Source organism: Agromyces sp. NPDC056389 (genome assembly GCF_042262385.1).
GTDB lineage: Bacteria > Actinomycetota > Actinomycetes > Actinomycetales > Microbacteriaceae > Agromyces.
The window spans coordinates 67,988-90,555 of record NZ_JBHJPN010000001.1; the positions used below are offsets into that span (position 1 = coordinate 67,988).

Consider the following 22,568-nt stretch of genomic DNA (forward strand, 5'->3'; position numbering starts at 1 on the left):
GTACCGTGGTCGGGGTCAGGCGACCGCGCCGAGGGTGGCGAGGAGGGCTGCGATCGGCACGGCGACGATGATCGCGGCCGTCCAGACGACGGCCGAACCGGTCAGCGGGCCCGAGGGCTGCTGCGGCTCATCGAGGCGCGCGAGCCGCGCCTCGAGCATCGTGACGTCGGGAACGACGCCGCCGGAATCGGCATATGCGCCGGGCTCGCCGCCGCTGCCGACCTGCACCATCGCGCGTCGGAGCGCGTCGTCATCGGCCTCGCGTCGGGCGCGATCGTCGGCCAGCATCTCGGCGAGGAGCGCGACGGATCGCTCGGCGCGATTGGCGATCGGGAACCAGGGAAGTGCGCTGTGCCAGGCGCGGAACGCGAGCAGCACGAGATGGTGCAACTGGTCGAGATGGGCCCGCTCGTGCGCGATGACGGCGCGCAGCTCGGCGTCGTCGAGGGCGTCGATGAGACCGTCGGTGAGCACCGTCGCCGTGCGGATGCCGGGGACGCAGTACGCGAGGGGAACCGGGTGGGCGAGCACTCGCGTGCGCGGCTGGCCCGGCATCGGGTCGCTGAGCAGGTCGATGAGCTGGTGCTGACGGCGGCGTTCACGTTCGGCGCGCACCGCGGTCAGCGCGAGGTTGAGTGCGAGATGGAGCGCGAGCCCGGCGGCGAGCGTGAGGGCCGCGAGGTGGACGACACCGAACTCCGGCGGGATCGGTCCGGCGAAGAGGCGGGGGAGCAGCGACTCGGCCGCGCCCAGCAGCGAGCCGGCGGGGGATGCGCCGAAGACGAGCAGGCAGCCGATCATCGAGAGGCCGCCGCCGAGTGCAATCGCCTGCCAGAGCGCGAGCGCGATGGCGGGGGAGCGAGTCGGCCAGGCGGCTCGCGAGAGCACGACGGGGATCGGCCAGGCGAGCAGGAGCGCGAACCCGCCGAGCAGCGCGGCGACGGCGAGCATCGTCAGGATCGGGAGAGGTCGTCGAGGAGTCGCCGCAGCGTTGCGGCCTCGCCGGCACTGACGGTGCCGACGAAGCGTGCGAGCGCGGCGTCGCGGTCGCTCGCACGGTCGAGCACCTCGTGCATGAGCTCGGCGGTGTGCTCTTCGCGCGTGAGGAGCGCCCGATAGCGGTGCGGGCGGGTGTCGCGTGCGCGCGTCACGAATCCCTTGCGCTCGAGACGGGACAGCACGGTGAGGACCGTGGTCGTCGCCACGGCGCGGCCGGGCTCGCCTTCGCTCAGGGCGAGGGCGTCGCGCAGCTCGTTCGCCGTGAGCGCGGCGTCGCGCGACCACAGCACCTCCATCACGGAGCGCTCCAGTTCGCCGAGACTCGCCATGCCTCCAGACTACCGTCGTCGGGCGATATGTTCTACGCTTCGTAGAAGAACGTTCTACGACGTGTAGAACGAGACTTCATCACGACGCGATCGCGTGTGAAAGGGGCATCCGTGAACGAGCTGCTGGATCCACTGCTGCTCGCCCGATGGCAATTCGGGCTCACCACCGTCTACCACTTCCTGTTCGTCCCGATCACGATCGGCCTCGCGACCTCCACGGCCGTCTTCCAGACCGCCTGGTACCGCACCGGCAAGCTCGAATACCTGAAGGTCACGAAGTTCTTCGGCACGATCTTCCTCATCAACTTCGCGATGGGCGTCGTGACGGGCATCGTGCAGGAGTTCCAGTTCGGCATGAACTGGTCGGAGTACTCGCGGTTCGTCGGCGACGTGTTCGGAGCCCCGCTCGCGCTCGAGGGCCTGCTCGCCTTCTTCTTCGAGGCGACCTTCATCGGCCTCTGGATCTTCGGTTGGGACAAGCTGCCCCGCGGCATCCACCTCGCGACGATCTGGTGCACCGCCATCGGCTCGATCGTGTCGGCCTACTTCATCATCGCCGCGAACGCGTTCATGCAGAACCCCGTCGGCTACGAGATGAACGCCGAGCGCGGTCGGGCCGAACTGGTCGACATCGGTGCGCTCCTCTCGAACCCCGTGGCGCTCGCTGCGTTCCCGCATACGATCGCAGCGAGCTTCATGGTGGCGGCCGGCCTCATCATCAGCGCTGCCGCGTGGCACCTGGCCCGCAACCAGCACCTCGACTCCATGCGCCCTGCGCTGAAGTTCGGCCTCTGGGTGATGGTGGGCTCCGGCATCCTCACGACGCTCTTCGGCGACCAGCTCAGCCTCGCCATGGTGGCGACGCAGCCGATGAAGATGGCCGCCGCCGAGGCGATGTACGACACCGCGTGCGGGGCGGATGCCTCGTTCTCGCTCTTCACCCTCGGCACGCCCGACGGCTCGAGCGAGCTCTTCTCGATCCGCGTGCCCTACCTGCTCTCCTTCCTCTCGACGCATACGTTCGACGGGTGCGTCGAGGGCATCAACGACCTGCAGGCGCAGTACCAGGAGCTCTACGGGCCCGGCGACTACACCCCCATCATCTGGGTCACGTACTGGTCGTTCCGCTGGATGATCGGCCTCGGCCTCCTCCACGTGCTCATCGCCGTGGTCGGCCTCTGGGTCACCCGCAAGGGCCGCATGCCCAAGCAGGCCTGGGTCTGGAAGGTCGCGATCTGGAGCTTCCCCCTCTCGCTCGCCGCCATGATCGTCGGGTGGATCTTCACCGAGATGGGCAGGCAGCCCTGGATCGTGTTCAGCCTGCTGCCCACCGAGTCGGCGGTCTCGCCGAACGTGACCGGGCTCGACGTGCTCATCTCCCTCGTGGCGTTCACCCTCATCTACGGCGCACTCGCCGTCGTCGAGGTGCGCCTGATCATCCGGGCCATCAAGAAGGGCCCGCCGGAGCTCGGCGAGCCCGACCCCGAAACCGGCCGCGTCGAACCCGCCACGACGGTCTACTAAGGAGGACACCCCATGGATCTCACAGTGCTCTGGTTCTGGATCGTCGCCTTCATGTTCGTCGGCTACTTCGTGCTCGACGGATTCGACTTCGGCATCGGCATGTCCCTCCCGTTCCTCGGGAAGGACGAGACCGATCGTCGCGTGCTCATCAATACGATCGGCCCGGTCTGGGACCTGAACGAGACGTGGGTGATCGTCGCGGGCGCCTCGCTCTTCGCGGCGTTCCCCGAGTGGTACGCGACCCTCTTCTCGGGGTTCTACCTCGCGCTGCTGCTCATCCTGCTCGCGCTCATCGCTCGCGGCGTCTCGTTCGAGTACCGCCACCAGCGACCCGAGTCGCGCTGGAAGAAGTGGTTCGACGGCATGATCATCGTGGGCTCGGCCGTGCCGGCCCTGCTCTGGGGCGTCGCGTTCGCCAACATCGTGCAGGGTGTGCCGCTCGACGCGGATCACAACTACACGGGCACGCTCTTCGACCTGCTGAACCCGTATGCGCTGCTCGGCGGCGTCACGACGCTCCTGCTCTTCTTCACGCACGGCGTGGTGTTCGCCTCGCTGAAGACCGAGGGCGACCTGCGCGAACGGGCGCGGCGACTCGCGACCAGGTCGGGCATCATCACGATCGTCGTCGCCGCCTCGTTCCTCCTCTGGACCGGGCTCGCGTTCGGCACGCTCTGGTTCTGGATCCTCGCGGCCATCGCGGCGGTCGCACTCATCGGCGGATGGATCGCGAACCTGCGGGGGGCGGAGGGCATCGCGTTCACCCTGCTCGCCGTCACGGTCGCCGCTGCGGTCTTCGCGCTCTTCGCGGCGCTGTTCCCCGACGTGATGCCCGCCTCGAACGACCCGGCGAACAGCCTCACGATCGAGAACGCCTCGAGCACGACGTACACCCTCACCGTCATGAGCTGGGTGGCCCTGTTCTGCCTCCCGCTGGTGCTGCTGTACCAGGGCTGGACGTACTGGGTGTTCCGCAAGCGCGTCTCCCGCGCTTCGATCGAGGCGGCAGCGCACTAGGTGAAACCGCTCGATCCGCGGCTCCTCCGCCGTTCCCGCGCCGCCCGCGGCTTCCTCGCCGCGGGCGGCGCCCTCGCCCTCGTGCAGAGCGCCGCGATCGTGGCGTTCGCGTGGGCGCTCGCATCGCTCGTGACCGGGTTCATCGACGGCATGCCGATGCCGGATGCCGTGCCGTTCCTCGTGCTGCTCGTCGCCGCGGCATCCGTTCGCGCCATCGCCGCGTGGGTCTGGGACGTGGTGGGCTCCGCCGGCGCCACCCGGGTGAAGGCCGAGCTCCGGAGCGAACTGCTCACGGCCCTCGAGGCCGAGCCCGAGGGGCTTCCCGAGTTCCCGACGGCTCGCATCGCGACGCTGCTCGGCCCCGGGCTCGACGCGCTCGACGCCTACTTCGGGCAGTACCTGCCGCAGCTCGTGTCGACGATCGTCGTCACGCCGATCCTCATCGCGATGGCGTGGATCGCCGACCCGTTGTCGGGCCTCGTGCTCGTGATCGTGCTGCCGCTCATCCCCGTCTTCATGGCGCTCATCGGCATGGCCACCGAGGCCGTGCAACGACGTCAATGGGAGAGCCTCGCGTCGCTGTCGCGCGGATTCCTCGAGGTCGTCGGCGGGTTGTCGACGCTGCTGCTCTACCGCAGGGCCGAGCGCCAGACCACGCGCATCGCGGCGGTCACCGACGAGTACCGCTCGCACACCATGAAGGTGCTGCGCATCACCTTCCTCTCGGGCTTCACCCTCGAGTTCGCCGCGAGCCTCTCGGTGGCGCTCGTCGCTGTCTCGATCGGGCTCCGGCTCGTCGCGGGCGACATGCTGCTGATCGCCGGGCTCTTCGTGCTGGTGCTCGCTCCCGAGGTCTTCCTCCCGCTGCGGAACGTCGGTGCCGCCTTCCACGCCTCATCCGAGGGCGTCGCCGCGTCGGTCGACGCCTTCGACCTGCTCGATGCCGCCGAGCGAGCCGAGCGGCCGTCGGTGCGCACCACGGCCTCCGTCGCGGACGCCACGACCGAGGGCACGGATGCCGCGGGCGGACTGCACCTCCGAGGCATCCGGGTCATGCGGGGCGACCGGGTCGTGCTCGACGGTCTCGACCTCGACGCGGCTCGCGGAGAGGTCGTCGCGGTGACGGGTGAGAGCGGCTCGGGCAAGTCGAGCCTGTTCGCGGCGCTTCTCGGCTTCGTGCCGCTCGAGGGCGTGGCGCGACTCGACGGAGCGGCGCTCGGCGCTGACGGCGATGTCGACCGCCGGTCGAAGCTCGCCTGGTCGGGGCAGACGCCGGCCCTCCTCGCCGGAACGATCGCCTCGAACGTGCGGCTCGGCGACGAGGGCGCCGACCCCGCGCTCGGCCGGCGCGCCCTCCTGCTCGCGGGCGTGGAGCTCGATCCCGAGCTGCCGCTCGGGCCCGGCGGCTCCGGCCTCTCCGGCGGTCAGGCCCAGCGCGTGGCCACCGCACGCGCGATCCACCGCCTGCTCGCACGGGACGCCCCGCTGCTGCTCCTCGACGAGCCGAGCTCGGCGCAGGACGCCGACCGCGAGGCCGCGCTCGGCGACGCGCTCGTCGCACTCGCCGCCGAAGGCCGCATCGTCGTCGTCTCGACCCACCGCACGGCACTCGCCGCCCGAGCCGATCGCGTCATCGAACTGGAGCCCGCGCATGTCTGAACCCGCGCGCGCCATGCTGCGCCGCTCCATCCCGAGCCCGCGCCGGCTGCTGCCCGCCGTGCTCTTCGGCATCGGCTCCGCCGGGTCGAGCATCGTGCTGCTGGCGTGCTCGGCGTGGCTGATCGCGCGTGCGGCCGAGCAGCCGCCCGTGCTCTACCTCTCGGTGGCAATCGTCGGCGTGCGGGCGTTCGCGCTCGGCCGCGCCGTGTTCCGCTACCTCGAGCGGCTCACCGGCCACGACGCCTCGTTCCGGCAACTCGCCACGATCCGCGTGAACGTGTTCGAGCGCATGCTCCCGATCGCGCCCGACGGCATCGCGGCGACCCGGCGCGGCGATCTGCTCGATCGCTTCGTGAGCGATGTCGACGAGCTGCAGAACGTGCCGTTGCGCGCCGTGCAGCCCCTCGTGAGCGCGGCGATCGTGCTCATCGCCGCCGTCGTGGGCATCTGGTTCATCGCACCGCAGTCGGCCGTCGCCGTGTTGACCTGCCTCGTCGTGGGAATCGGTGCCGCGCTGCTCGTGCAGCAGCGGGCGGTGGCCCGTGCCGAGCGCACGACGGCACCGCTCCGCGGTGAACTCCAAGCGGCGGTCGTCGAACACGTGCAGGCGCTCGACGTGCTCGTGGCGTTCGACGCCGCCGGCGCCGGGCGACGGCGCATCGACGATCTCGGCGCCAGGTATGCGAACGCGACCCGGGCGCGTGCCGCGGCGACCGGTGTCGCGGCGGCGGCGATGAGCGCGATCGGTGGATTCGCCGTGGCCGCGAGCCTCGCCGCAGCGGTGCCGCTGCTGCAGGACGGCCGCATCGACGGCCCGACCTTCGCCGTGCTCTGCCTGGTGCCGCTCGCGATCGCCGAGGTCGCGACCGCCGTGCCGCTCGCGGCGTCGGCACTCCGGCTCGCACGTGCGAGCGCCGCCCGGGTCGCCGGCGCAGTGCCCGACACCGTGCCGGCGGGCATCCCCGTCATGCCGGCTGCGCCGGCTGCGTTGCGCGAGAGCGATGCGCCGCCGCTCATCGAACTGCGCGGCGTGCAGGCGAGCTGGCCGGTGCTCGCAGGTTCCGAGGGCGACGCCGACGCGGGCTCGGCCGGTACCGATGACGGCAGGGGAGCGGCCCTCGCACGGGTCGACCTCTCGATCGTGCCGGGCGAGCGGCTCCTCGTGCGCGGCGGCTCGGGAGCGGGCAAGACCACGCTCGCCCACGTGCTCGTGCGCTTCCTCGACTACGCGGGTTCGTACCGCCTCGGCGGCGTCGAAGCCTCGACGCTCGACCCCGCCGACGTCCGCGGCGTCGTCGGGCTCGTCGAGCAGCGGCCGTGGCTCTTCGATGAGGACGTGCGGCAGAACCTGATCTTCGCCCGCGACACCGCGACCGACGACGAGCTGCTCGACGTGCTCGATCGCGTGGGCCTCCGCGAGTGGGTCGAGGAGCGCGGCGGGCTCGACGCGAAGGTCGGCGAGCGCGGCGCACTCGTCTCGGGCGGGCAGGCGCAGCGCCTCGCCCTCGCTCGTGCGATGCTCGCGCGCTTCCCGGTGCTCGTGCTCGATGAGCCGACGGCGAGTGTCGACCCCGCCCGGGCCGACGCGCTCCTGCGCGATCTGACCGATGCCGCGGGCCGCTCGGGCAGCAGCGTCGTGCTGATCTCGCACGCCCCGGTCGATCCGTCGCTCGTCGATCGCGTCGTGACGATCGAGGACGGCCGCCTCCCGGCGATCTAGGCTGAGAGGATGCCGCGTCGCATCCGCCAGTTCGCCCTGCCGGTGTGGCGCGACCCCGAAGTCGTCTTCCGCGCGTTGTTCGCCGATTCGACGTACGTCGCCTGGCTCGACGGGGGAGCGGATGCCGTATCGGGGTCGAGCGTGCTCGCGGTCGCCCACGAGGGCTCCGAGTTCGTGACGGCAGACGTGAGTCGCGGTGCGGTCACGCGCCAACGGCCATTGGCACGTGGGCTGGACGGACGCCCCGTCACCTCCTCGGCGTCGGTCTTCGACGTGCTCGGCGAGGTGCTCGCGGCGAATCGTCCGACCGCGGAGGCCGACGGCCCAGCAGCATCGGCCGCGCCGCTCGGCTGGTTCGGCTGGTTCGGCTACGAGCTCGGCGCCCACCTGCAGGATGTCCCGATCGCCGAAGCAGAGACACCGGATGCCGCGTTCCTCTTCGTCGACCGGGTGATCGTCTTCGATCATGGTGCACGTTCGGTGCGGCTCGTCTGGATCGACGACGACTCGGCTGCGAGGGCGTCACGCGAGTCGTGGGCGGTCGAACTCGCGGCCGGCATCGAACGGATCGCCGCGGCATCCGTGCCCGTGACCGCGCCGGTGACGCAGCCGACCGGCGCGGGCGCCGGCGACGCGCCGACCCGATGGCGGCACGACGCTGCGCGCTACTCGCAGCTCATCGCCGAGTGCCAGGCCGCGATCGTTCGCGGCGATGCCTACCAGTTGTGCCTCACCAACCGGGTCGACGTCGACGTGCATCCCGATCCGGCCGCCGCCTACCTCGCCCTGCGCGCCTCGAGCCCGAGCCACCACGGCGGCTACGTGCGCTTCGGCGACACGGCGCTGCTCAGCGCGTCGCCCGAGCAGTTCCTGTTCGTCGACCCCGCCGGGCTCGTCACGACGAAGCCGATGAAGGGCACCCGGCCGCGAAGCGCCGACCCCGAGGTCGACGCCGCGCTTCGGCGGGAACTGATCGAGAGCGAGAAGGAACGCGCCGAGAACCTCATGATCGTCGACCTCATGCGCAACGACCTCGGCCGCATCGCCGAGCTCGGCACGGTCGAGGTGCCGGCGCTCCTCGAGGTCGAGGAGTACGCCCACGTGCACCAGCTGGTCTCGACGGTCATCGCGCGGCTGCGGCATCCGCTCACCGCGCTCGACGCCGTGCAGTCGGCGTTCCCCGCCGGTTCGATGACGGGGGCGCCGAAGCGGAGCGCCATGACGATCCTGCACGAACTCGAGCAGGGCCCGAGAGGCGTCTACTCGGGCGCGTTCGGCTATCTCGGCATCGACGGCGGCGCCGACCTCGCGATGGTCATCCGCTCGATCGTGCTCACGCCGAAGGGCGCGAGCATCGGCACCGGCGGCGGCATCACGGCGCTCTCGGTCGCCGTAGAGGAGGTCGAGGAGACCCGGATCAAGGCGCGGGCGCTGCTCGCAGTGCTCGGCGCCGACTGTCCGCCCCGGAGTGAGTAGGCTGGATATCCGAGTGCGCCGCGATCCGGCGCGCCCGGAAGCCCTCCCCGAGCGATACACGATTGAGAGTCACGTGGCACACGACCAGGACCCAGCGCACGCCGACGCCGGCGCGTACGACTTCGCCGCCATTCAGGCGAAGTGGCTTCCCGTGTGGGACGAGTCCGAGCCGTTCCGCGCCGGGCTCCCGGGCGACACGAGGCCGCGCAAGTACATCCTCGACATGTTCCCCTACCCGTCGGGCGACCTGCACATGGGTCACGCCGAGGCATTCGGGTACGGCGACACGGTCGCGCGCTACTGGCGCCACCAGGGCTTCGACGTGCTGCACCCGGTCGGCTGGGACTCCTTCGGCCTGCCGGCCGAGAACGCCGCCATCAAGCGCGGCATCGACCCCCGCGGGTGGACCTACGCGAACATCGAGCAGCAGAAGCGATCGTTCCGCCAGTACGCGCCGTCGTTCGACTGGTCGCGCGAGCTCCACACGAGCGACCCCGAGTACTACAAGTGGAACCAGTGGCTGTTCCTGAAGCTCTACGAGCAGGGCATCGCCTACCGCAAGGCCGGCCAGGTCAACTGGTGCCCCAACGACCAGACGGTGCTCGCCAACGAGCAGGTCATCGACGGGCACTGCGAGCGCTGCGGTGCGGTGGTCACGAAGAAGGCCCTGACGCAGTGGTACTTCCGCGTCACCGACTACGCCGACCGCCTGCTCGACGACCTGAACCAGCTCGAGGGCGCCTGGCCGACGAAGGTGCTGTCGATGCAGCGCAACTGGATCGGCCGCTCCTCGGGCGCCGACGTCGAGTTCGAGATCGAGGGGCGCGATGAGCGCATCCCGGTCTTCACGACGCGCCCCGACACGCTCTTCGGCGCCACCTTCATGGTCGTCGCCCCCGACTCCGACCTCGCGGCCGAGCTCGCGAGCGGCGCCTCCGCCGAGGTGCGCATGCGCTTCCAGGACTACGTCGACTCGGTGCGCGCAGAGAGCGACATCGACCGGCTCGCGACCGACCGTCCGAAGACCGGCGTGTTCCTCGAGCGCTACGCGATCAACCCGGTCAACGGCGAGCGCCTGCCGATCTGGGCCGCCGACTACGTGCTCGCCGACTACGGCCACGGCGCGATCATGGCCGTGCCGGCGCACGACCAGCGCGACCTCGACTTCGCGCGCGCCTTCGACCTGCCCGTGCGGGTCGTCGTCGACACGAACGCTCCGGTCACGGGCGTGATCCCCGTCATCCCGCTCGACGAGAACGGCGACCCGTACCTGCCCGACGACCTCCCGCTCGAAGACCCGGCGTCGACCGGGGTCGCGCTCGCGGGCGAGGGTCGGCTCATCAACTCGGGCCCGCTCGACGGGCTCTCGAAGTCGAATGCCATCCGCCGCGTCATCGAGCTCCTCGCCGAGCGCGGACTCGGCCGCTCGTCGAAGAACTACCGCCTGCGCGACTGGCTCATCTCGCGCCAGCGCTACTGGGGCACGCCCATCCCGATCATCCACTGCCCCGATTGCGGCGAGGTTCCGGTTCCCGAGGCCGAGCTCCCGGTGCGACTGCCGGATGCCGCGGGCCTCGACCTGAAGCCGAAGGGCGCGAGCCCGCTCGGCGCAGCTGAAGACTGGGTCAACGTCGCATGCCCGAACTGCAGGGGTGCGGCCCGCCGCGACTCCGACACGATGGACACCTTCGTCGACTCGTCGTGGTACTACCTGCGCTACTTGAACCCCAACAGCGATGAGCGCGCCTTCGACCCGGCCGAGGCCGAGAAGTGGGCGCCCGTCGACCAGTACGTCGGCGGAGTCGAGCACGCGATCCTGCACCTGCTCTACTCGCGCTTCATCACGAAGGTGCTCTTCGATCTCGGCTACCTGAGCTTCACCGAGCCGTTCACCTCGCTGCTCAACCAGGGCATGGTCATCATGGACGGCACCAAGATGTCGAAGTCCAAGGGCAACCTGGTGGAGTTCGCGAGCGAGCTGGCGGCGCACGGCGCCGACGCGCTGCGCGTCACGCTGGCGTTCGCCGGCCCGCCCGAAGACGACATCGACTGGGCCGACGTCTCGCCGGTCGGCGCGTCGAAGTTCCTGGCGCGCGCCTGGCGCATCTCGGGCGAGGTCACCTCCAGCCCCGATGTCGAATGGAAGACGGGCGACGCGGCCCTCCGCCGGGTCACTCACCGTCTGCTCGCCGATGCCCCGGGACTCGTCGAAGCGTTCAAGTTCAACGTCGTCGTCGCTCGCCTCATGGAGCTCGTGAACGCCACCCGCAAGGCGATCGACTCCGGTGCCGGCGCCGGTGACGCCGCGGTGCGCGAAGCGGCGGAGGTCACCGCGATGATCCTCGACCTGTTCGCACCGTTCACCGCAGAAGACATGTGGCAGCGACTCGGCTACGAGCCGACCGTCGCCCTCGTGCCGTGGCGCAAGGCCGACCCGGCGCTCCTCGTCGAGGAGTCCGTCACGGCCATCGTGCAGGTCGACGGCAAGGTGCGCGACCGGCTCGAGGTGTCACCGAAGATCTCGGGCGACGAACTCGAGGCGATGGCGCGTGCCTCGGCCGCGGTCGCCCGCTCCATCGGCGAGCGTGAGATCGTCAACGTGATCGTGCGCGCACCGCGACTCGTGAACATCGCGACGAAGGGCTGATCGCTCGGCCTGCGCCCTCCACGGCGGCCGCTTCTCCTCGACCGGATGACGGAGACCCTGTTGACAGGTCACCGGTCAGCCTCGATCGCGTCGCGGCGATGCAGCTCCGCTGCGACGGGCTCGCGTTCGGCGAACTTGAGGCGGATGACGAAGACCATGCCCACCAGGGTGAGCGCGATGCCGACGGTCTGGAGAAGGCCAGGCGCATCCGCGAGACCGAGGGCCGCGGAAGCGACACCGACGAGCGGTGGCACTGCCAGCCCCAGCAGTGAGGCGTATGCGGCGCCGGCACTCAGCAGGATTCGGTGCTGCACCAGATAGGCAGGCACGTAGATCGCGATTCCGACGAACGCCAGCATCGCCATGCTCGACAGGGACACGGTCTGGCCGGCCGCGACCTCGACGCCCGCCGAGAGCACGAGCGGGACGCTCCCGAGCGCGAAGATCGGCAGGATCCGTGGACTCATGGGGCCTGCGTATCGTCGATTGACGTGGGCGAAGTAGAGGCTGTAGGCGGCCATCGAGAACATCGCGCCGATCGCGGCGAAGACGCCCACGACCACGTTCGGTCCGGCACCTTCGGTGAGCCGCGGAAGTATGTAGAGTGCAGTGCCGACGATGGCTGCGGTCGTCGCGATGAGGGTCGGGATGCTCGGGCGCACTCGCGCCAGCACGGCTTCGAGGAGCAGCACCAGAGCGGGTGAGAGCGACAGCACCAGGCTCGGCAGGGTCGGGCCGGCGAGATTGATCGCGACCGTCGACAGCAGCGTGTAGCCGGCGACCCCGGAACCGGCGAGCGCCGCGAGCTGCCATGCGGTGTACCGAGCTGGTTGTCCGACCGGCCCCTGGTCGTCTGCCTGTTTCGGTGGCCGCCTCCGAGACATGAGCAACAGGAGGAACAAGCCGAAAGCTGCGAACACCGTGCGACCAGCGGAGACCACCCCTGCTCCTGCACCCACGAGCGCGAAGCCGACGATCACCCACGTCGAGGCCAGGAGTGCGACCAGCACGAGCGACTGCAGTGCGAGACGCACATTCACCATCGAACTCCTCTTCGAACCTGACGCGGCATACGACTTGCAGGCTACTAAACGAATCGTTTAAGCACGAGGCGGACGGCCCCGAGCGCGACCCCGATTCGCTCGGGCCCGAACCAAGATGCAACCAAGGTCGCATACCCGGACATCCCTGTAGAGGGGAGTATCGAAGTGGGGGTGGCGACGATGCAGGTAGGCACGAAGCTCATGCGCGCCGGGGGCGCGGTGACGATGCTCGGCCTGGTCGGCATGGTGGTGGGAGCTGCGATGCTCGCGTACGCCTCGGCGTTCGGCTCGGCGTCCATCACGACCGACCACCAGCGCGGCGTCGCGCTCCTGGTCGCAGCCATCGGCGCGGCGGTTTCGATCGCGGGCGTGAGTCTCATCTGCATGGGGCTCGTGCTCCGGCCGAGACGAGTCGCCCCGAAGCGCATTTCGCGCCGCGATCGGCGATACGTGCCGCCCGCGCACCGGGCGACCTACGCGCGCCCGACCAAGCGGGATCGCACGGTGCTGACCGGCGAGCAGCCGATCGTCGCGGGCTGAATCCTGGTCGATCGAATCCGCTCTCGAGTTGTCGTGATCGGAGTCGAGACGTCGGCATGACTCCTCCTCGACAGTGCATGTATGTTTCGTCGGGTGCACTGAGAGCACCGATCACGGGTTTCGACCGGCGGGGCACGCCGTAGCGTGCCGGCATGCCCGCACGCGATGCCGTCGACCCCCTCGCCGTGCTCGATCCGTCGGCGCGACGAGCCGGTCCGCGGGTGCAGGTGGCCGTCGGAGCTGCGGTCGTGCTGTTCGTGCTCGCCGTGGCGGTTGCGGCCCTCATGTCGTTCGGCTCCAGTGGCGGCGGCGAGCAGGCTCGCATCGAGGCATCCGGTTCGCTGCGAACGGATGCCTCGACCGACCCCTCATCGACGGTGGGCGCCCCGTCCGTGCTCGTGCACGTGCTCGGCGCTGTGGCTCGGCCCGGGCTCGTGGAGCTTGCGGCGGGTTCACGGGTCGTCGACGCGGTCGCCGCAGCCGGAGGGTTCGCGGCGGACGCCGACCCGGCCGGTGTGAATCTCGCCCGTCCGCTCGTCGACGGCGAGCAGCTCGCCGTGCCCGTGCTGGGTCAGGTGCCGCCGGCCGCGGCGCCCGGCGGGGGAGCCGCGATGCCGGGCGTCGTCGACGGTCTCGTGCACCTGAACAGCGCCGGCGTCGCCGAGCTCGACACGCTCCCGCGCATCGGCCCCGCGCTCGCGCAGCGCATCATCGACTGGCGCGACGCCAATGGGCCGTTCACCTCGGTCGACCAGCTGCTCGACGTCGCCGGCATCGGCGACACCGTGTTCGCAGGACTCGAACCGCTCGTGGCGCTCTGACGTGCGAGACCTCCGCCTGCTCCTGCCCGCGACATTCGCATGGGTGGTCGCTTGGTGCGGCATCGGCACTCCCGGGGGCGCTGCAAGTGCCGCATTCGTGATGTGGGGGCTCTGGGCGGCGACATCTGTGGCCGCTGCTCTCGCGGTCGCGGGCGTCTGGCAAAGGCGCCGTCGGCGGACTGCGGTCGGCGAGAGCGGCGTCGCCGCGCCGCTCCTCCGCGTGGCGGCGACGGCCCTCGTCGTGATGTCGGCCGGCGCGCTCGTGATGAGCGCTGCAGCCCTCGAGCTCGGTGCACGGGAGGCTTCGCCGCTGGCCGCGGCGGCCCAGGAGCATCGCTCGGCCGTGGTCACGATCGAGCTCACCGGCGCTCCACGGGCGATGCGGTCGAGCTGGTTCGCCGAGGGCGAGGCGCCGCCGCTCAGGGTCGAGGGCAGGGTGGTCGCGATCGATGGTGCTGCGGCGCACGCGGTGCCGGTGACGACCGCGCTGTCGCTGCCCGCGAGCGAGCTGCAACTCGGCGCACACGTCACCTTCTCGGCTCGCGTGACGGCACTGCCCGCCGAGGAGGGGTCCGCGTTCCGATTGGCGGCGGTGGGCGACATCCGTTCAGTCGCCCTGCCACCGCCGTGGCTCGCCTGGACTGTCGGCCTGCGCACCGGCTTCGCCGAGGCGGCCGGCGCGCTCGGCGGCGACGGCGGAGCGCTCGTGCCCGGTCTCGCGATCGGCGACACCAGCGCTGTGAATGAATCGCTCGACGCAGCGATGAAAGCGTCGTCGCTCAGCCACTTGACGGCCGTCTCGGGGGCGAACTGCGCCATCGTGACCGCTGCGGCCTTCGCTCTCGCCGCCTTGCTCGGGCTGCCTCGACTGCTGCGTGTGGGGGTCGCCCTCTTGGCGCTCGCGGGGTTCGTCGTGCTCGTGACGCCGGAGGCGAGCGTCGTTCGCGCGGCGACCATGGCCGTCGTGGTGCTCGTGGCCATCGCCGCCGGCCGACCCGGTGGCGGCGTCGCGGCGCTCTCGCTCGCGGTCGTCGTGCTGCTGGCCGTCGACCCGTGGTACTCCCGCGATTTCGGGTTCGCGCTGTCGGTGTTCGCGACGGCGGGACTCCTGCTGCTCGCGAGGCCGCTCACCGTCGCGCTCGCACGCTGGATGCCGCTGCCCATCGCAGCCGTCATCGGCGTGCCGCTCGCCGCGCAACTCGCCTGCCAGCCGGTGCTCGTGCTGCTCGATCCCGCGCTCGCGCTCTACGGCGTGCCGGCGAATCTGCTCGCAGCGCCGGCGGCACCGATCGGCACCGTGGTCGGACTCATCGGCTGCCTGCTCCTGCCGGCGCTGCCCTCGGTCGGGTTCGCGTGCCTCCAGCTCGCGTGGTTGCCCGCCTCGTGGATCGCGTTGCTTGCGCGGGCCTCGTCGGCGTTGCCGGCCGCACGCCTCGAATGGCTGCCGGATGCCCCGGGCTCGCTGCTGCTCGCATCGTGCACGGCGATCGCGCTCTGGCTCCTCCTGGGCTCGCCGCGGCGACGCCGACTTCGCGGCATCGCCGCCGGTGCGCTGATCATCGCGATCGCGGTGCCGGTCGGGCTCTTCGCGGGCAGGCCGCTCGTCGGTGCTGCCACGCGGCCGACCGAATGGGATGTCGCCGCGTGCGACGTCGGCCAGGGCGACGCGATGCTCCTGCGCTCCGATCGGGCGACGGCCCTCATCGACGCCGGTCCAGATCCCGCGGCGCTCACTCGTTGTCTCTCGCTGCTCGGCATCTCCCGCATCGACCTGCTGGTGCTCACGCATTGGGACGCCGATCACGTCGGGGGAGTATCGGCGGTGACGGGTCTCGTCGGCACCGTGCTCCACGGGCCGCTCGACGGCGATCGGTCGACGCGGGTGCTCGACCCGCTCGTCGCGGCAGGCGCTGAAGCAGTCGAAGTGGTCGCAGGCTTCGGCGGCACGCTCGGCGAGGCGCGCTGGCGCGTGCTCTGGCCCCGGCCCGACGCGCAGCCGGGCAACGATGCGAGCGTCGTGCTCGACCTCTCGGCACCCGACTACCGAGGCATCTTCCTCGGTGACCTCGGCGAAGAGGCGCAGTCGCGCATGCTGCGGTCCGCCTCCTCCCTCGGGCAGGTCGATCTCGTGAAGGTCGCCCATCATGGCTCGGCCGACCAGAGCGAACGCCTCTACGACGAGCTGGGAGCCGTCGTCGGGGTCATCGGGGTCGGAGCCGACAACGGTTACGGCCATCCGACGGAGCGCCTGCTCGATCTGCTGCGCGCGACCGGCACAGCAGTCGTGCGCACCGACCGTTCGGGTCTGGCGCTGCTGGCGGCCGACGACGGCGGCTTCAGCCTCTGGAGCGAGCGCGACTCCGAGCCGTGAGGGGGCGATTGAGGGCCGATTCGACTGCTCAGATGAGCAGAGTGTGTCGCTCTGGGTAATATTCCACTCCTCCGGCGCGGGAACAGCGGGCCGCAGGCATCCCTGCCGCTAGTCTCGGAATTTCGCGCGGAGACGAGTGGAATCGTTCCACCTCGCTCGGTCGAGCAACTCAGAGAAGAGATGAACACGCATGTCGGACTCCTCGAACGCCACCGAACCGGACTTCGACTCGGGCCCCTGGGCGACGATCGCATCGGGCATGAAGGTGCACACCAAGCGCGGCCGCCTGGTCATCTCCGAAGGCCACCTCGGCCTGCTTCGCGAGAACGGCGACCTGATCGACAGCGCGCCAGTCGCAGCTGTGCAGCTCAAGAAGGGCTTCACCTACTCGATGAGCTCCATCCCCACGCTGGTCGTGAACGGGAACAAGTACAAGGTGATGGTCTCGTACGAGCACTCCCTCGAGCACGGGCTCGGCGATGAGCAGGCCAAGGAGATCCAGCACGAGGACAACGAGAAGCTGATCGCCGTCATCCGCGGCCTCGGCGGAAAGGCCTAGTGGGCGGATCCCGCTCACGTTCGGCGCAGCAGGAGCTTGCGGAATCGTTCTGCGATGAGCGGGGCTATGCCTTTCGAGACCGGGTGCTCAACCTCCCGGTCTCGGGGCTCCTGTTCCGGAGCTCGAAGAACGTGGTCATGGACGGCGTCGTCGATGCGCTCGACGCCGAAGCGCCCTTCGTGTACGCCGGAGTCTCAGCGCGCGGCCGGCGGCTGCGGGGCCTGAAGCTCATCATGATCCCGCTGCCGCGCCCGGTGCCCAACATGGTGCTGCTCAGCACGAGCGGCAACGTCCTGAAGAACCTCGGCGTCGCGCTGAAGGAGTCGCAGCGACTCTCGGTGGAGGGCGACTTCCAGAGCCTCTTCAGGCTCTACTGCCCGGCTGGGTACGAGCGCGACGCGCTGTACGTGTTCACGCCGAACCTCCTGCGCCGGCTCATGGATGCCGCGGCCGGATGCGACCTGGAGATCGTCGACGACCGAGTGCTGATCTACGCCCCGGCGCACGCCTTCTCGAAGCCCGGTCAGCTCGCCGAGCTGCCCGGACTCGTGCGGTACCTGCACGAGACGTTCGAGCGGCAGACGCGCCGCTACCGCGACGAGCGCAGCTCCGACGAAGCGGTGAACGATCCGTTCCGACGCGCGCAGGTCACCATGAGCAAGGGGACCGAGGTGCAGCATCTGGTCGGGGCATCCGGCCGGCGTCTCCGCACTCGCACCACACCGTGGCAGAAAGTGGGGATCGGCGTCGCAGCAGCGCTGGCGCTCTCGGCGGCGCTCTACTGGATTGGGATGGTCTTGACGGCGATCTTCGGTTGGGCGTGAGCACTGCATGTGGCACGCTTCGGACATGAGCGTTCGTGAATCAACCGCAGAGCAGCAGCGCACCTCCGGGTCGAAGGCGGTCGCGCTGACAGTGGTCGGCGTCGTCGCCGCCTTCGTCATCGCGGGATGGCTCTTGCTGTCGGGAACGAACGTGTTCACTCTCGGGCAGCCGAAGATGTGGACGGTCAGCGGGCTCGAAGCGTTCGTCGACGACGTCGAGGAGGAGTTCGGCACCACCGAAGTCGTGTCGGCGTACGTCTTCGAGGGGTACGCAACCGTCGAGCTGCCGGTCGAGGGGGAAGCCCAGCGCACCATCACGTACCGGTACGACGGTCGTTTCTCCGAGTCCCGGAAGGACACGAGGACCGCCGAGGAGTCCAAGGGGCTCATCGACCTCCGCGAGCTCGATGCAGAGAAGACGATGGCGCTGCTTCCCGGCGCGCCGGAGAGGGTCGGCCTTCCCGACGGCGAGGTCACCGCGATCATGATCACGCTCGCGTACGGCCCTGATTCCGTTGTCTCGGACGTCCCCGAGGTCTCACTCAACGTTCGAACCGAGTTCGGCGAGACCGGGTCGGTGCGCGCTGATCTCGCGGGTGAGGTCGTGTCGGCCGACACCGACTAGGAAGAGCGGACGCCGACTCGGCCGGTGTCGCCGGCGGCCCGTAGACTCGATACGACGAACAGGAGGTGCGGTGGCATCGCGCACAGGCGCATCGCGCTCAGGGGCATCGCCCAAGTCGAAAGTGGCGATCCCGCAGCTCGCGTGGCACGCGATCCGGCCGGCACCGCTGGTGCTCGTGACGGGGGCAGAAGACGTGCTCGCCGAGCGGTCGATCACGATGCTGCGCGACTTCCTGCGCTCCGAAGATCCCGCCCTCGAGGTGAGCGACCTCGAAGCCGACGGCTACCGGCGAGGCGAGCTCCTGACGCTCGCGAGTCCGTCGCTGTTCGGCGAGCCGCGTCTCATCCGGGTCAGCGGCGTCGAGCGTGCGAGCGACGACTTCCTGCTCGACGCACTCGACTACCTCGAGCAGACCGCCGAATCGACGACCCTCGTGCTCCGCCACCGCAACGGCGTGCGCGGCAAGAAGCTCCTCGACGCGATTCGCGCAGGCGGCGGCGCCGGCATCGAGATCGTGTGCGCCGAACTCAAGAAAGACGCCGAGAAGCAGGACTTCGCGGCAGCCGAGTTCCGCGCAGCGGGCCGCAAGATCAGTCCGGGGGCGCTGCGCGCCCTCGTGGGTGCGTTCAGCGACGACCTGCGCGAGCTCTCCGCGGCGTGCCGCCAGCTCTTGGCCGACGCGCCATCCGACATCACCGAAGCCGTCGTCGCGCGCTACTACGGCGGCCGTGTCGAGACCAACGCGTTCGCAGTGGCCGATGCGGCCATCGCCGGCAGGCACGGCGAGGCGCTCATCGCACTCCGGCACGCGCTCGACAGCGGCGCCGATCCGGTGCCGATGGTCGCGGCGTTCGCCATGAAGGTGCGCACGATGGCCAAGGTGTCGGGCACTCGTGGCGGCGGTGCCCAGCTCGCGGGCTCCCTGGGCCTCGCGCCCTGGCAGGTCGACCGTGCTCGGCGCGACCTCGCGGGGTGGACCGATGAGGGTCTCGGTCGGGCGATCGAGGCGCTCGCGGCGACGGATGCTGCGGTCAAGGGCGCCGAACGCGACCCCGTGTTCGCCCTCGAACGACTCGTCGGCGTCATCGCCTCGCGCGGCCGCGCCTAGCCTCGTCGAGTGGCTGGCCGCCAGCCCCGGATACCCATCGTCGAGCGGCGGCGATCACCCGATCGAGTCGGCGGCGAACCGGCGATCCGGCGACGCTCGAGTCGCGCCTGCCCCCGAGCATGATGAAGGCCCCGGCACATCGTGCCGGGGCCTTCATCGAGTGCGTGTTCGCGTCAGAGCGCGGCAACCTGCTTCGCGAGAGCCGACTTGCGGTTCGCGGCCTGGTTCTTGTGGATGACGCCCTTGCTCGAAGCCTTGTCGAGCTTGCGCGTCGCGGCACGGAGGGCGGTCGTCGCCTTCTCCTTGTCGCCCGTGGAGATCGCGTCCTTCGCAGTGCGGATGACGGTCTTCAGCTCGCTCTTGACGGCCTTGTTGCGCTCCTGCGCCTTGAGGTTCGTACGGTTGCGCTTGATCTGCGACTTGATGTTTGCCACGTGGAGTTCGTCTTTCGTTCTTGTGCGGGTACCGGATGTGCCGGGAAAGGTAGAGGGGCCTCACCGGCGAATCGTGCGGGGTGGGACCCACACGCAAGCCAACAGGCAACGATACCAGCTATGCGGGTGGGTCACCAACGTGCGCGCCTGCGAGTTGCCCGGGGAAACTCGCAGGCGCCTCGACCGCCGCGCGAACCCGCCGCCCGGCGGCGGCACGCCGATCCAGTTCCGCGACGGCGCCGAGCACGATCGCCGCGAAGTCGTCGGGGCGGATGAGGCTCACGAGGTGCGTCGCGCGAGGGATGATGACGAGGCGCCCGTCGCGCGTGGCGCGCAGCATCCGGCGCTCCTCGAGTCGGAAGTGGTCGAAGCGGCCGTTCACGAGCCAGACGGGCAGGTCGATCGCCGAGAGCGCCCTGACGGGATCGAGATCGCCGACGGCCTCGAGCACGGGCGCCATGACGTCGAGGGCGACGCCGCCGGCGAGCACATCGTCGGCAGCCTCGGGGGAGAGGAAGAGCCGGGCCATCGCGTCGTTGAGCCCCCGCCCGCGGTCGGGCATGCGGCCGATGAGCGCTGCGAGTCGCCGGTATCCACCGAGCGGCGCGCCCCTCGGTCTCGTGCTGCACGATGCCGCCACGAGTCCGTCGAGGCGGCCGGGATGCCGCGCGGCGAACTCGATCGCGAGGTATCCGCCGAGGCTCAGCCCGACGAGCAGCCGCGGAATGGGATGCCCGGTCGCCCCGGCCGCCTCGGGAAGCGGGTTCAGCGCCGCGTCGATCTCCTGCAGTGCCGCATCGATCGAGAATGGCTCGCCGATCCGGCTGCCGTGCCCGGGCAGGTCGATCGCGACGACGTCGAGGTCGTGCCCGCGGAGGAGCTCGAGCTGCCGGCGCCACATCGACGATGAGGTGCGGAGACCGTGCACGAGCACGACGCGGGCGCGAGGCATCCGTCAGCCCGCCCTGATCGCACCCAGCTCGCGCGCCCTGGCGACCGCGGCAGTGCGCGAGCCGACCCCGAGCTTCGTGAAGATGTGCACGAGGTGCGACTTGACGGTCGCCTCGCTGAGGAAGAGGGTGCGGCCGATCTCGCGATTGGTGCGGCCCTCGGCGACGAGCGAGAGCACCTCGGCCTCGCGGACGGTCAGCCGCTCGGTGCTCGCGAGCGACGCGTCGAGTCGCGACGACACCCCGGGCGCGAGTGCGGCGTCGCCGACAGCTGCGGCGTGCACGGCGGCGATGAGCTCGGCCGGCGGGGCATCCTTCAGCAGGTAGCCGCTCGCCCCGGCCTCGATCGCGCCGAGGATGTCGGCGTCGGTGTCGTAGTTCGTGAGCACGAGCACGCGCGGCGCGCCCGGCTGCGAGCGGATGCGGCGGGTGGCCTCGGCGCCCTGCATCGCGCCCGGGTACTGCAGATCCATGAGCACGAGATCGACGTCGGAAGCCTCGGCCAGCCGCACCGCGTCTTCGGCCGTCGTCGCCTCGCCGACGACCTCGAGGTCGGGCTCGCTCTCGAGCATCGCGCGGATGCCGGCGCGAACGACGGGGTGGTCATCGCTGAGCAGGATCCGGATCACGGCGTCACCACCGGGATGCGTACCGAGATCGCCGTGCCGTCGCCCGGGGCCGATTCGATGTCGACGGTGCCGCCGAGGGCCGCCGCGCGCTGACGGATGGCTCGGAGACCGAATCCGCCAGGCTGTTCCTCGTCGGCCCCGGATGCCTCAGCAGTGCGGAACCCGACGCCGTCGTCGACGACGTCGAGCGCGATCTCGTCGCCGAGGTAGCTGAGCGTGACGGAGGCCTGCGAGGCCCCGGCGTGCTGCAGCACGTTCGCGAGTGACCCCTGCGCGATGCGGAGGAGCGCCGCGTCGGCCGCCATCGACAGCATCACGGGCTCGCCGCTCGTGGAGAACTCGACCCTGAGCGGCGTGCCGGACTGCTGCGACTGCTCGGTCGTCGACTCGGTGAGGCGCCGGAGCGCCGCCGGCAGGGTCTGCGCGTCGAGCGACGGCGGTGCGAGTTCGCGGATGAATCGGCGCGTCTCGCCGAGGTTCTGCGCCGCAGTCTCCCTGGCCAGCCGCAGCTTCTGCTGCGTGGGCTCGTCGGCGACATCGCGCTCGGCGGCGTGCAGCAGCATCTGGATGCTCGAGAGCCCCTGCGCGACGGTGTCGTGGATCTCCTTCGCGAGGCGCTCGCGCTCGGCGAGGGTGCCCGCCTCACGGCTCGCCGCCGCGAGTTCCTCGCGCGTCGCCATGAGGTCGAGGATCAGCGCCTGGCGCTCCTGCGTCTCCTGCGCCATCGCGCGGTAGCCGAGTCCGATCACGATCGCGACGCCCGCGCTGATGAGCGGGCCGAGGATGGAGCCGACCTCGAACCCGAGGTGCGTCGCCGTGCCCCAGACCGACAGGCCGAAGGTCACGACGACGAGCGGCACCGCGATCGGTGCCGCGAGCACGTGCAGCTCGAGGAAGAAGAGGGGGAACGCGAGGAACGCCGCGTCGGGCGTCATGGCCGACATGCCGACCCACAGCACGAGGAGGCTGACGAGCCAGATCACCCGTGCCCACGTCGGCAGGTTGCGATGCGCGGCCGCGACCCCCGCGCCGTAGCAGGCGAGGAAGGCGATGGCGAGCACCGTCAGGCCGGTCTCATGTGGCGCGTCGGCCAGCAGCGCCCGTACGACCACGAAGAGCGTGAGGCCGACGACGAGCACGTGCAGTCCGAGCCGGAGCGCCGTGAAGACCGGCCGAAGGGCCGACGGAGCGACGCGTTCGCTCGGGATCTCGATGACCGCCATGATGCTCCGAGCGTAGTCCGGGGGCGCGCCGCGAGGCATCCGTCGAAAGTCTGAAGCGAAGTCATGGGAG

Annotated in this window: 20 protein-coding genes; 13 read left to right on the forward strand and 7 right to left on the reverse strand. The window is 70.4% G+C overall.

Annotated elements, in window-relative coordinates; translation table 11 throughout:
• Positions 1-15 precede the first annotated feature (15 nt).
• Positions 16-951 carry a M56 family metallopeptidase gene (locus ACFCVM_RS00345; protein ID WP_375832576.1) on the reverse strand — a complete coding sequence of 312 codons (936 nt, stop codon included), beginning with the start codon at positions 949-951 and terminating at the stop codon, positions 16-18.
• A 2-nt stretch (positions 952-953) separates the two neighbouring features.
• Positions 954-1,328, reverse strand: a complete 375-nt coding sequence (locus tag ACFCVM_RS00350) for a BlaI/MecI/CopY family transcriptional regulator (protein WP_375832578.1) — start codon at positions 1,326-1,328, stop codon at positions 954-956.
• Between the two features lie 111 nt (positions 1,329-1,439).
• On the opposite strand from ACFCVM_RS00350, the gene ACFCVM_RS00355 reads away from it, so the two are divergent.
• The 6 genes from ACFCVM_RS00355 to leuS all read left to right on the forward strand — a co-directional run bounded on the left by ACFCVM_RS00355 (position 1,440) and on the right by leuS (position 11,371).
• Positions 1,440-2,852, forward strand: a complete 1,413-nt coding sequence (locus ACFCVM_RS00355) for a cytochrome ubiquinol oxidase subunit I (protein WP_375832580.1) — start codon at positions 1,440-1,442, stop codon at positions 2,850-2,852.
• Between the two features lie 12 nt (positions 2,853-2,864).
• Positions 2,865-3,869 (forward strand): cytochrome d ubiquinol oxidase subunit II, encoded by a 1,005-nt coding sequence (cydB, locus tag ACFCVM_RS00360; protein ID WP_375832582.1) that lies wholly within the window; start codon positions 2,865-2,867, stop codon positions 3,867-3,869.
• A complete protein-coding gene (gene cydD / locus ACFCVM_RS00365; RefSeq protein ID WP_375832584.1) occupies positions 3,870-5,528 on the forward strand; it encodes a thiol reductant ABC exporter subunit CydD in 1,659 nt (552 codons plus the stop codon).
• On the forward strand, positions 5,521-7,248 hold the full coding sequence (gene cydC / locus ACFCVM_RS00370; RefSeq protein ID WP_375832586.1) for a thiol reductant ABC exporter subunit CydC: 1,728 nt from the start codon (positions 5,521-5,523) through the stop codon (positions 7,246-7,248). Before cydD ends, cydC begins: the two co-directional genes overlap by 8 nt.
• Positions 7,249-7,257: 9 nt before the next feature.
• A complete protein-coding gene (gene pabB / locus ACFCVM_RS00375) occupies positions 7,258-8,724 on the forward strand; it encodes an aminodeoxychorismate synthase component I (RefSeq protein WP_375832588.1) in 1,467 nt (488 codons plus the stop codon).
• 73 nt (positions 8,725-8,797) lie between these two features.
• A complete protein-coding gene (gene leuS / locus ACFCVM_RS00380; RefSeq protein WP_375832590.1) occupies positions 8,798-11,371 on the forward strand; it encodes a leucine--tRNA ligase in 2,574 nt (857 codons plus the stop codon).
• A 68-nt stretch (positions 11,372-11,439) separates the two neighbouring features.
• Here the strand turns inward: leuS and ACFCVM_RS00385 are convergent, their stop codons facing one another.
• Positions 11,440-12,414 (reverse strand): DMT family transporter, encoded by a 975-nt coding sequence (locus ACFCVM_RS00385; RefSeq protein WP_375832592.1) that lies wholly within the window; start codon positions 12,412-12,414, stop codon positions 11,440-11,442.
• Between the two features lie 180 nt (positions 12,415-12,594).
• Here ACFCVM_RS00385 and ACFCVM_RS00390 point away from each other — a divergent pair, with 180 nt between their 5' ends.
• The 7 genes from ACFCVM_RS00390 to holA all read left to right on the forward strand — a co-directional run bounded on the left by ACFCVM_RS00390 (position 12,595) and on the right by holA (position 19,262).
• The gene (locus ACFCVM_RS00390) at positions 12,595-12,954 is read left to right on the forward strand and encodes a hypothetical protein (protein ID WP_375832594.1); all 360 of its coding nucleotides are present in this window, start codon (positions 12,595-12,597) and stop codon (positions 12,952-12,954) included.
• Between the two features lie 152 nt (positions 12,955-13,106).
• Entirely contained in the window at positions 13,107-13,775 is a 669-nt protein-coding gene (locus ACFCVM_RS00395) for a ComEA family DNA-binding protein (protein ID WP_375832596.1), read from the forward strand.
• 1 nt (position 13,776) lies between these two features.
• Complete coding sequence (locus tag ACFCVM_RS00400) at positions 13,777-16,146, forward strand: ComEC/Rec2 family competence protein (protein WP_375832598.1); 2,370 nt, start codon at positions 13,777-13,779, stop codon at positions 16,144-16,146.
• A gap of 190 nt (positions 16,147-16,336) precedes the next feature.
• Positions 16,337-16,705 carry a hypothetical protein gene (locus tag ACFCVM_RS00405; protein ID WP_375832600.1) on the forward strand — a complete coding sequence of 123 codons (369 nt, stop codon included), beginning with the start codon at positions 16,337-16,339 and terminating at the stop codon, positions 16,703-16,705.
• Between the two features lie 83 nt (positions 16,706-16,788).
• Positions 16,789-17,529, forward strand: coding sequence for a hypothetical protein (locus ACFCVM_RS00410; RefSeq protein WP_375832602.1), 741 nt, complete (start codon positions 16,789-16,791; stop codon positions 17,527-17,529).
• A gap of 25 nt (positions 17,530-17,554) precedes the next feature.
• Positions 17,555-18,154, forward strand: coding sequence for a hypothetical protein (locus ACFCVM_RS00415; protein ID WP_375832604.1), 600 nt, complete (start codon positions 17,555-17,557; stop codon positions 18,152-18,154).
• Between the two features lie 70 nt (positions 18,155-18,224).
• A complete protein-coding gene (gene holA / locus ACFCVM_RS00420; RefSeq protein WP_375832606.1) occupies positions 18,225-19,262 on the forward strand; it encodes a DNA polymerase III subunit delta in 1,038 nt (345 codons plus the stop codon).
• 173 nt (positions 19,263-19,435) lie between these two features.
• Here the strand turns inward: holA and rpsT are convergent, their stop codons facing one another.
• The 4 genes from rpsT to ACFCVM_RS00440 all read right to left on the reverse strand — a co-directional run bounded on the left by rpsT (position 19,436) and on the right by ACFCVM_RS00440 (position 22,498).
• The gene (gene rpsT, locus ACFCVM_RS00425; protein ID WP_074259221.1) at positions 19,436-19,696 is read right to left on the reverse strand and encodes a 30S ribosomal protein S20; all 261 of its coding nucleotides are present in this window, start codon (positions 19,694-19,696) and stop codon (positions 19,436-19,438) included.
• Between the two features lie 118 nt (positions 19,697-19,814).
• A complete protein-coding gene (locus ACFCVM_RS00430) occupies positions 19,815-20,648 on the reverse strand; it encodes an alpha/beta fold hydrolase (protein ID WP_375832608.1) in 834 nt (277 codons plus the stop codon).
• 3 nt (positions 20,649-20,651) lie between these two features.
• Positions 20,652-21,275, reverse strand: coding sequence for a response regulator (locus ACFCVM_RS00435; protein ID WP_375832610.1), 624 nt, complete (start codon positions 21,273-21,275; stop codon positions 20,652-20,654).
• Entirely contained in the window at positions 21,272-22,498 is a 1,227-nt protein-coding gene (locus tag ACFCVM_RS00440) for a histidine kinase (RefSeq protein WP_375832612.1), read from the reverse strand. Before ACFCVM_RS00440 ends, ACFCVM_RS00435 begins: the two co-directional genes overlap by 4 nt.
• Between the last annotated feature and the right edge of the window lie 70 nt (positions 22,499-22,568).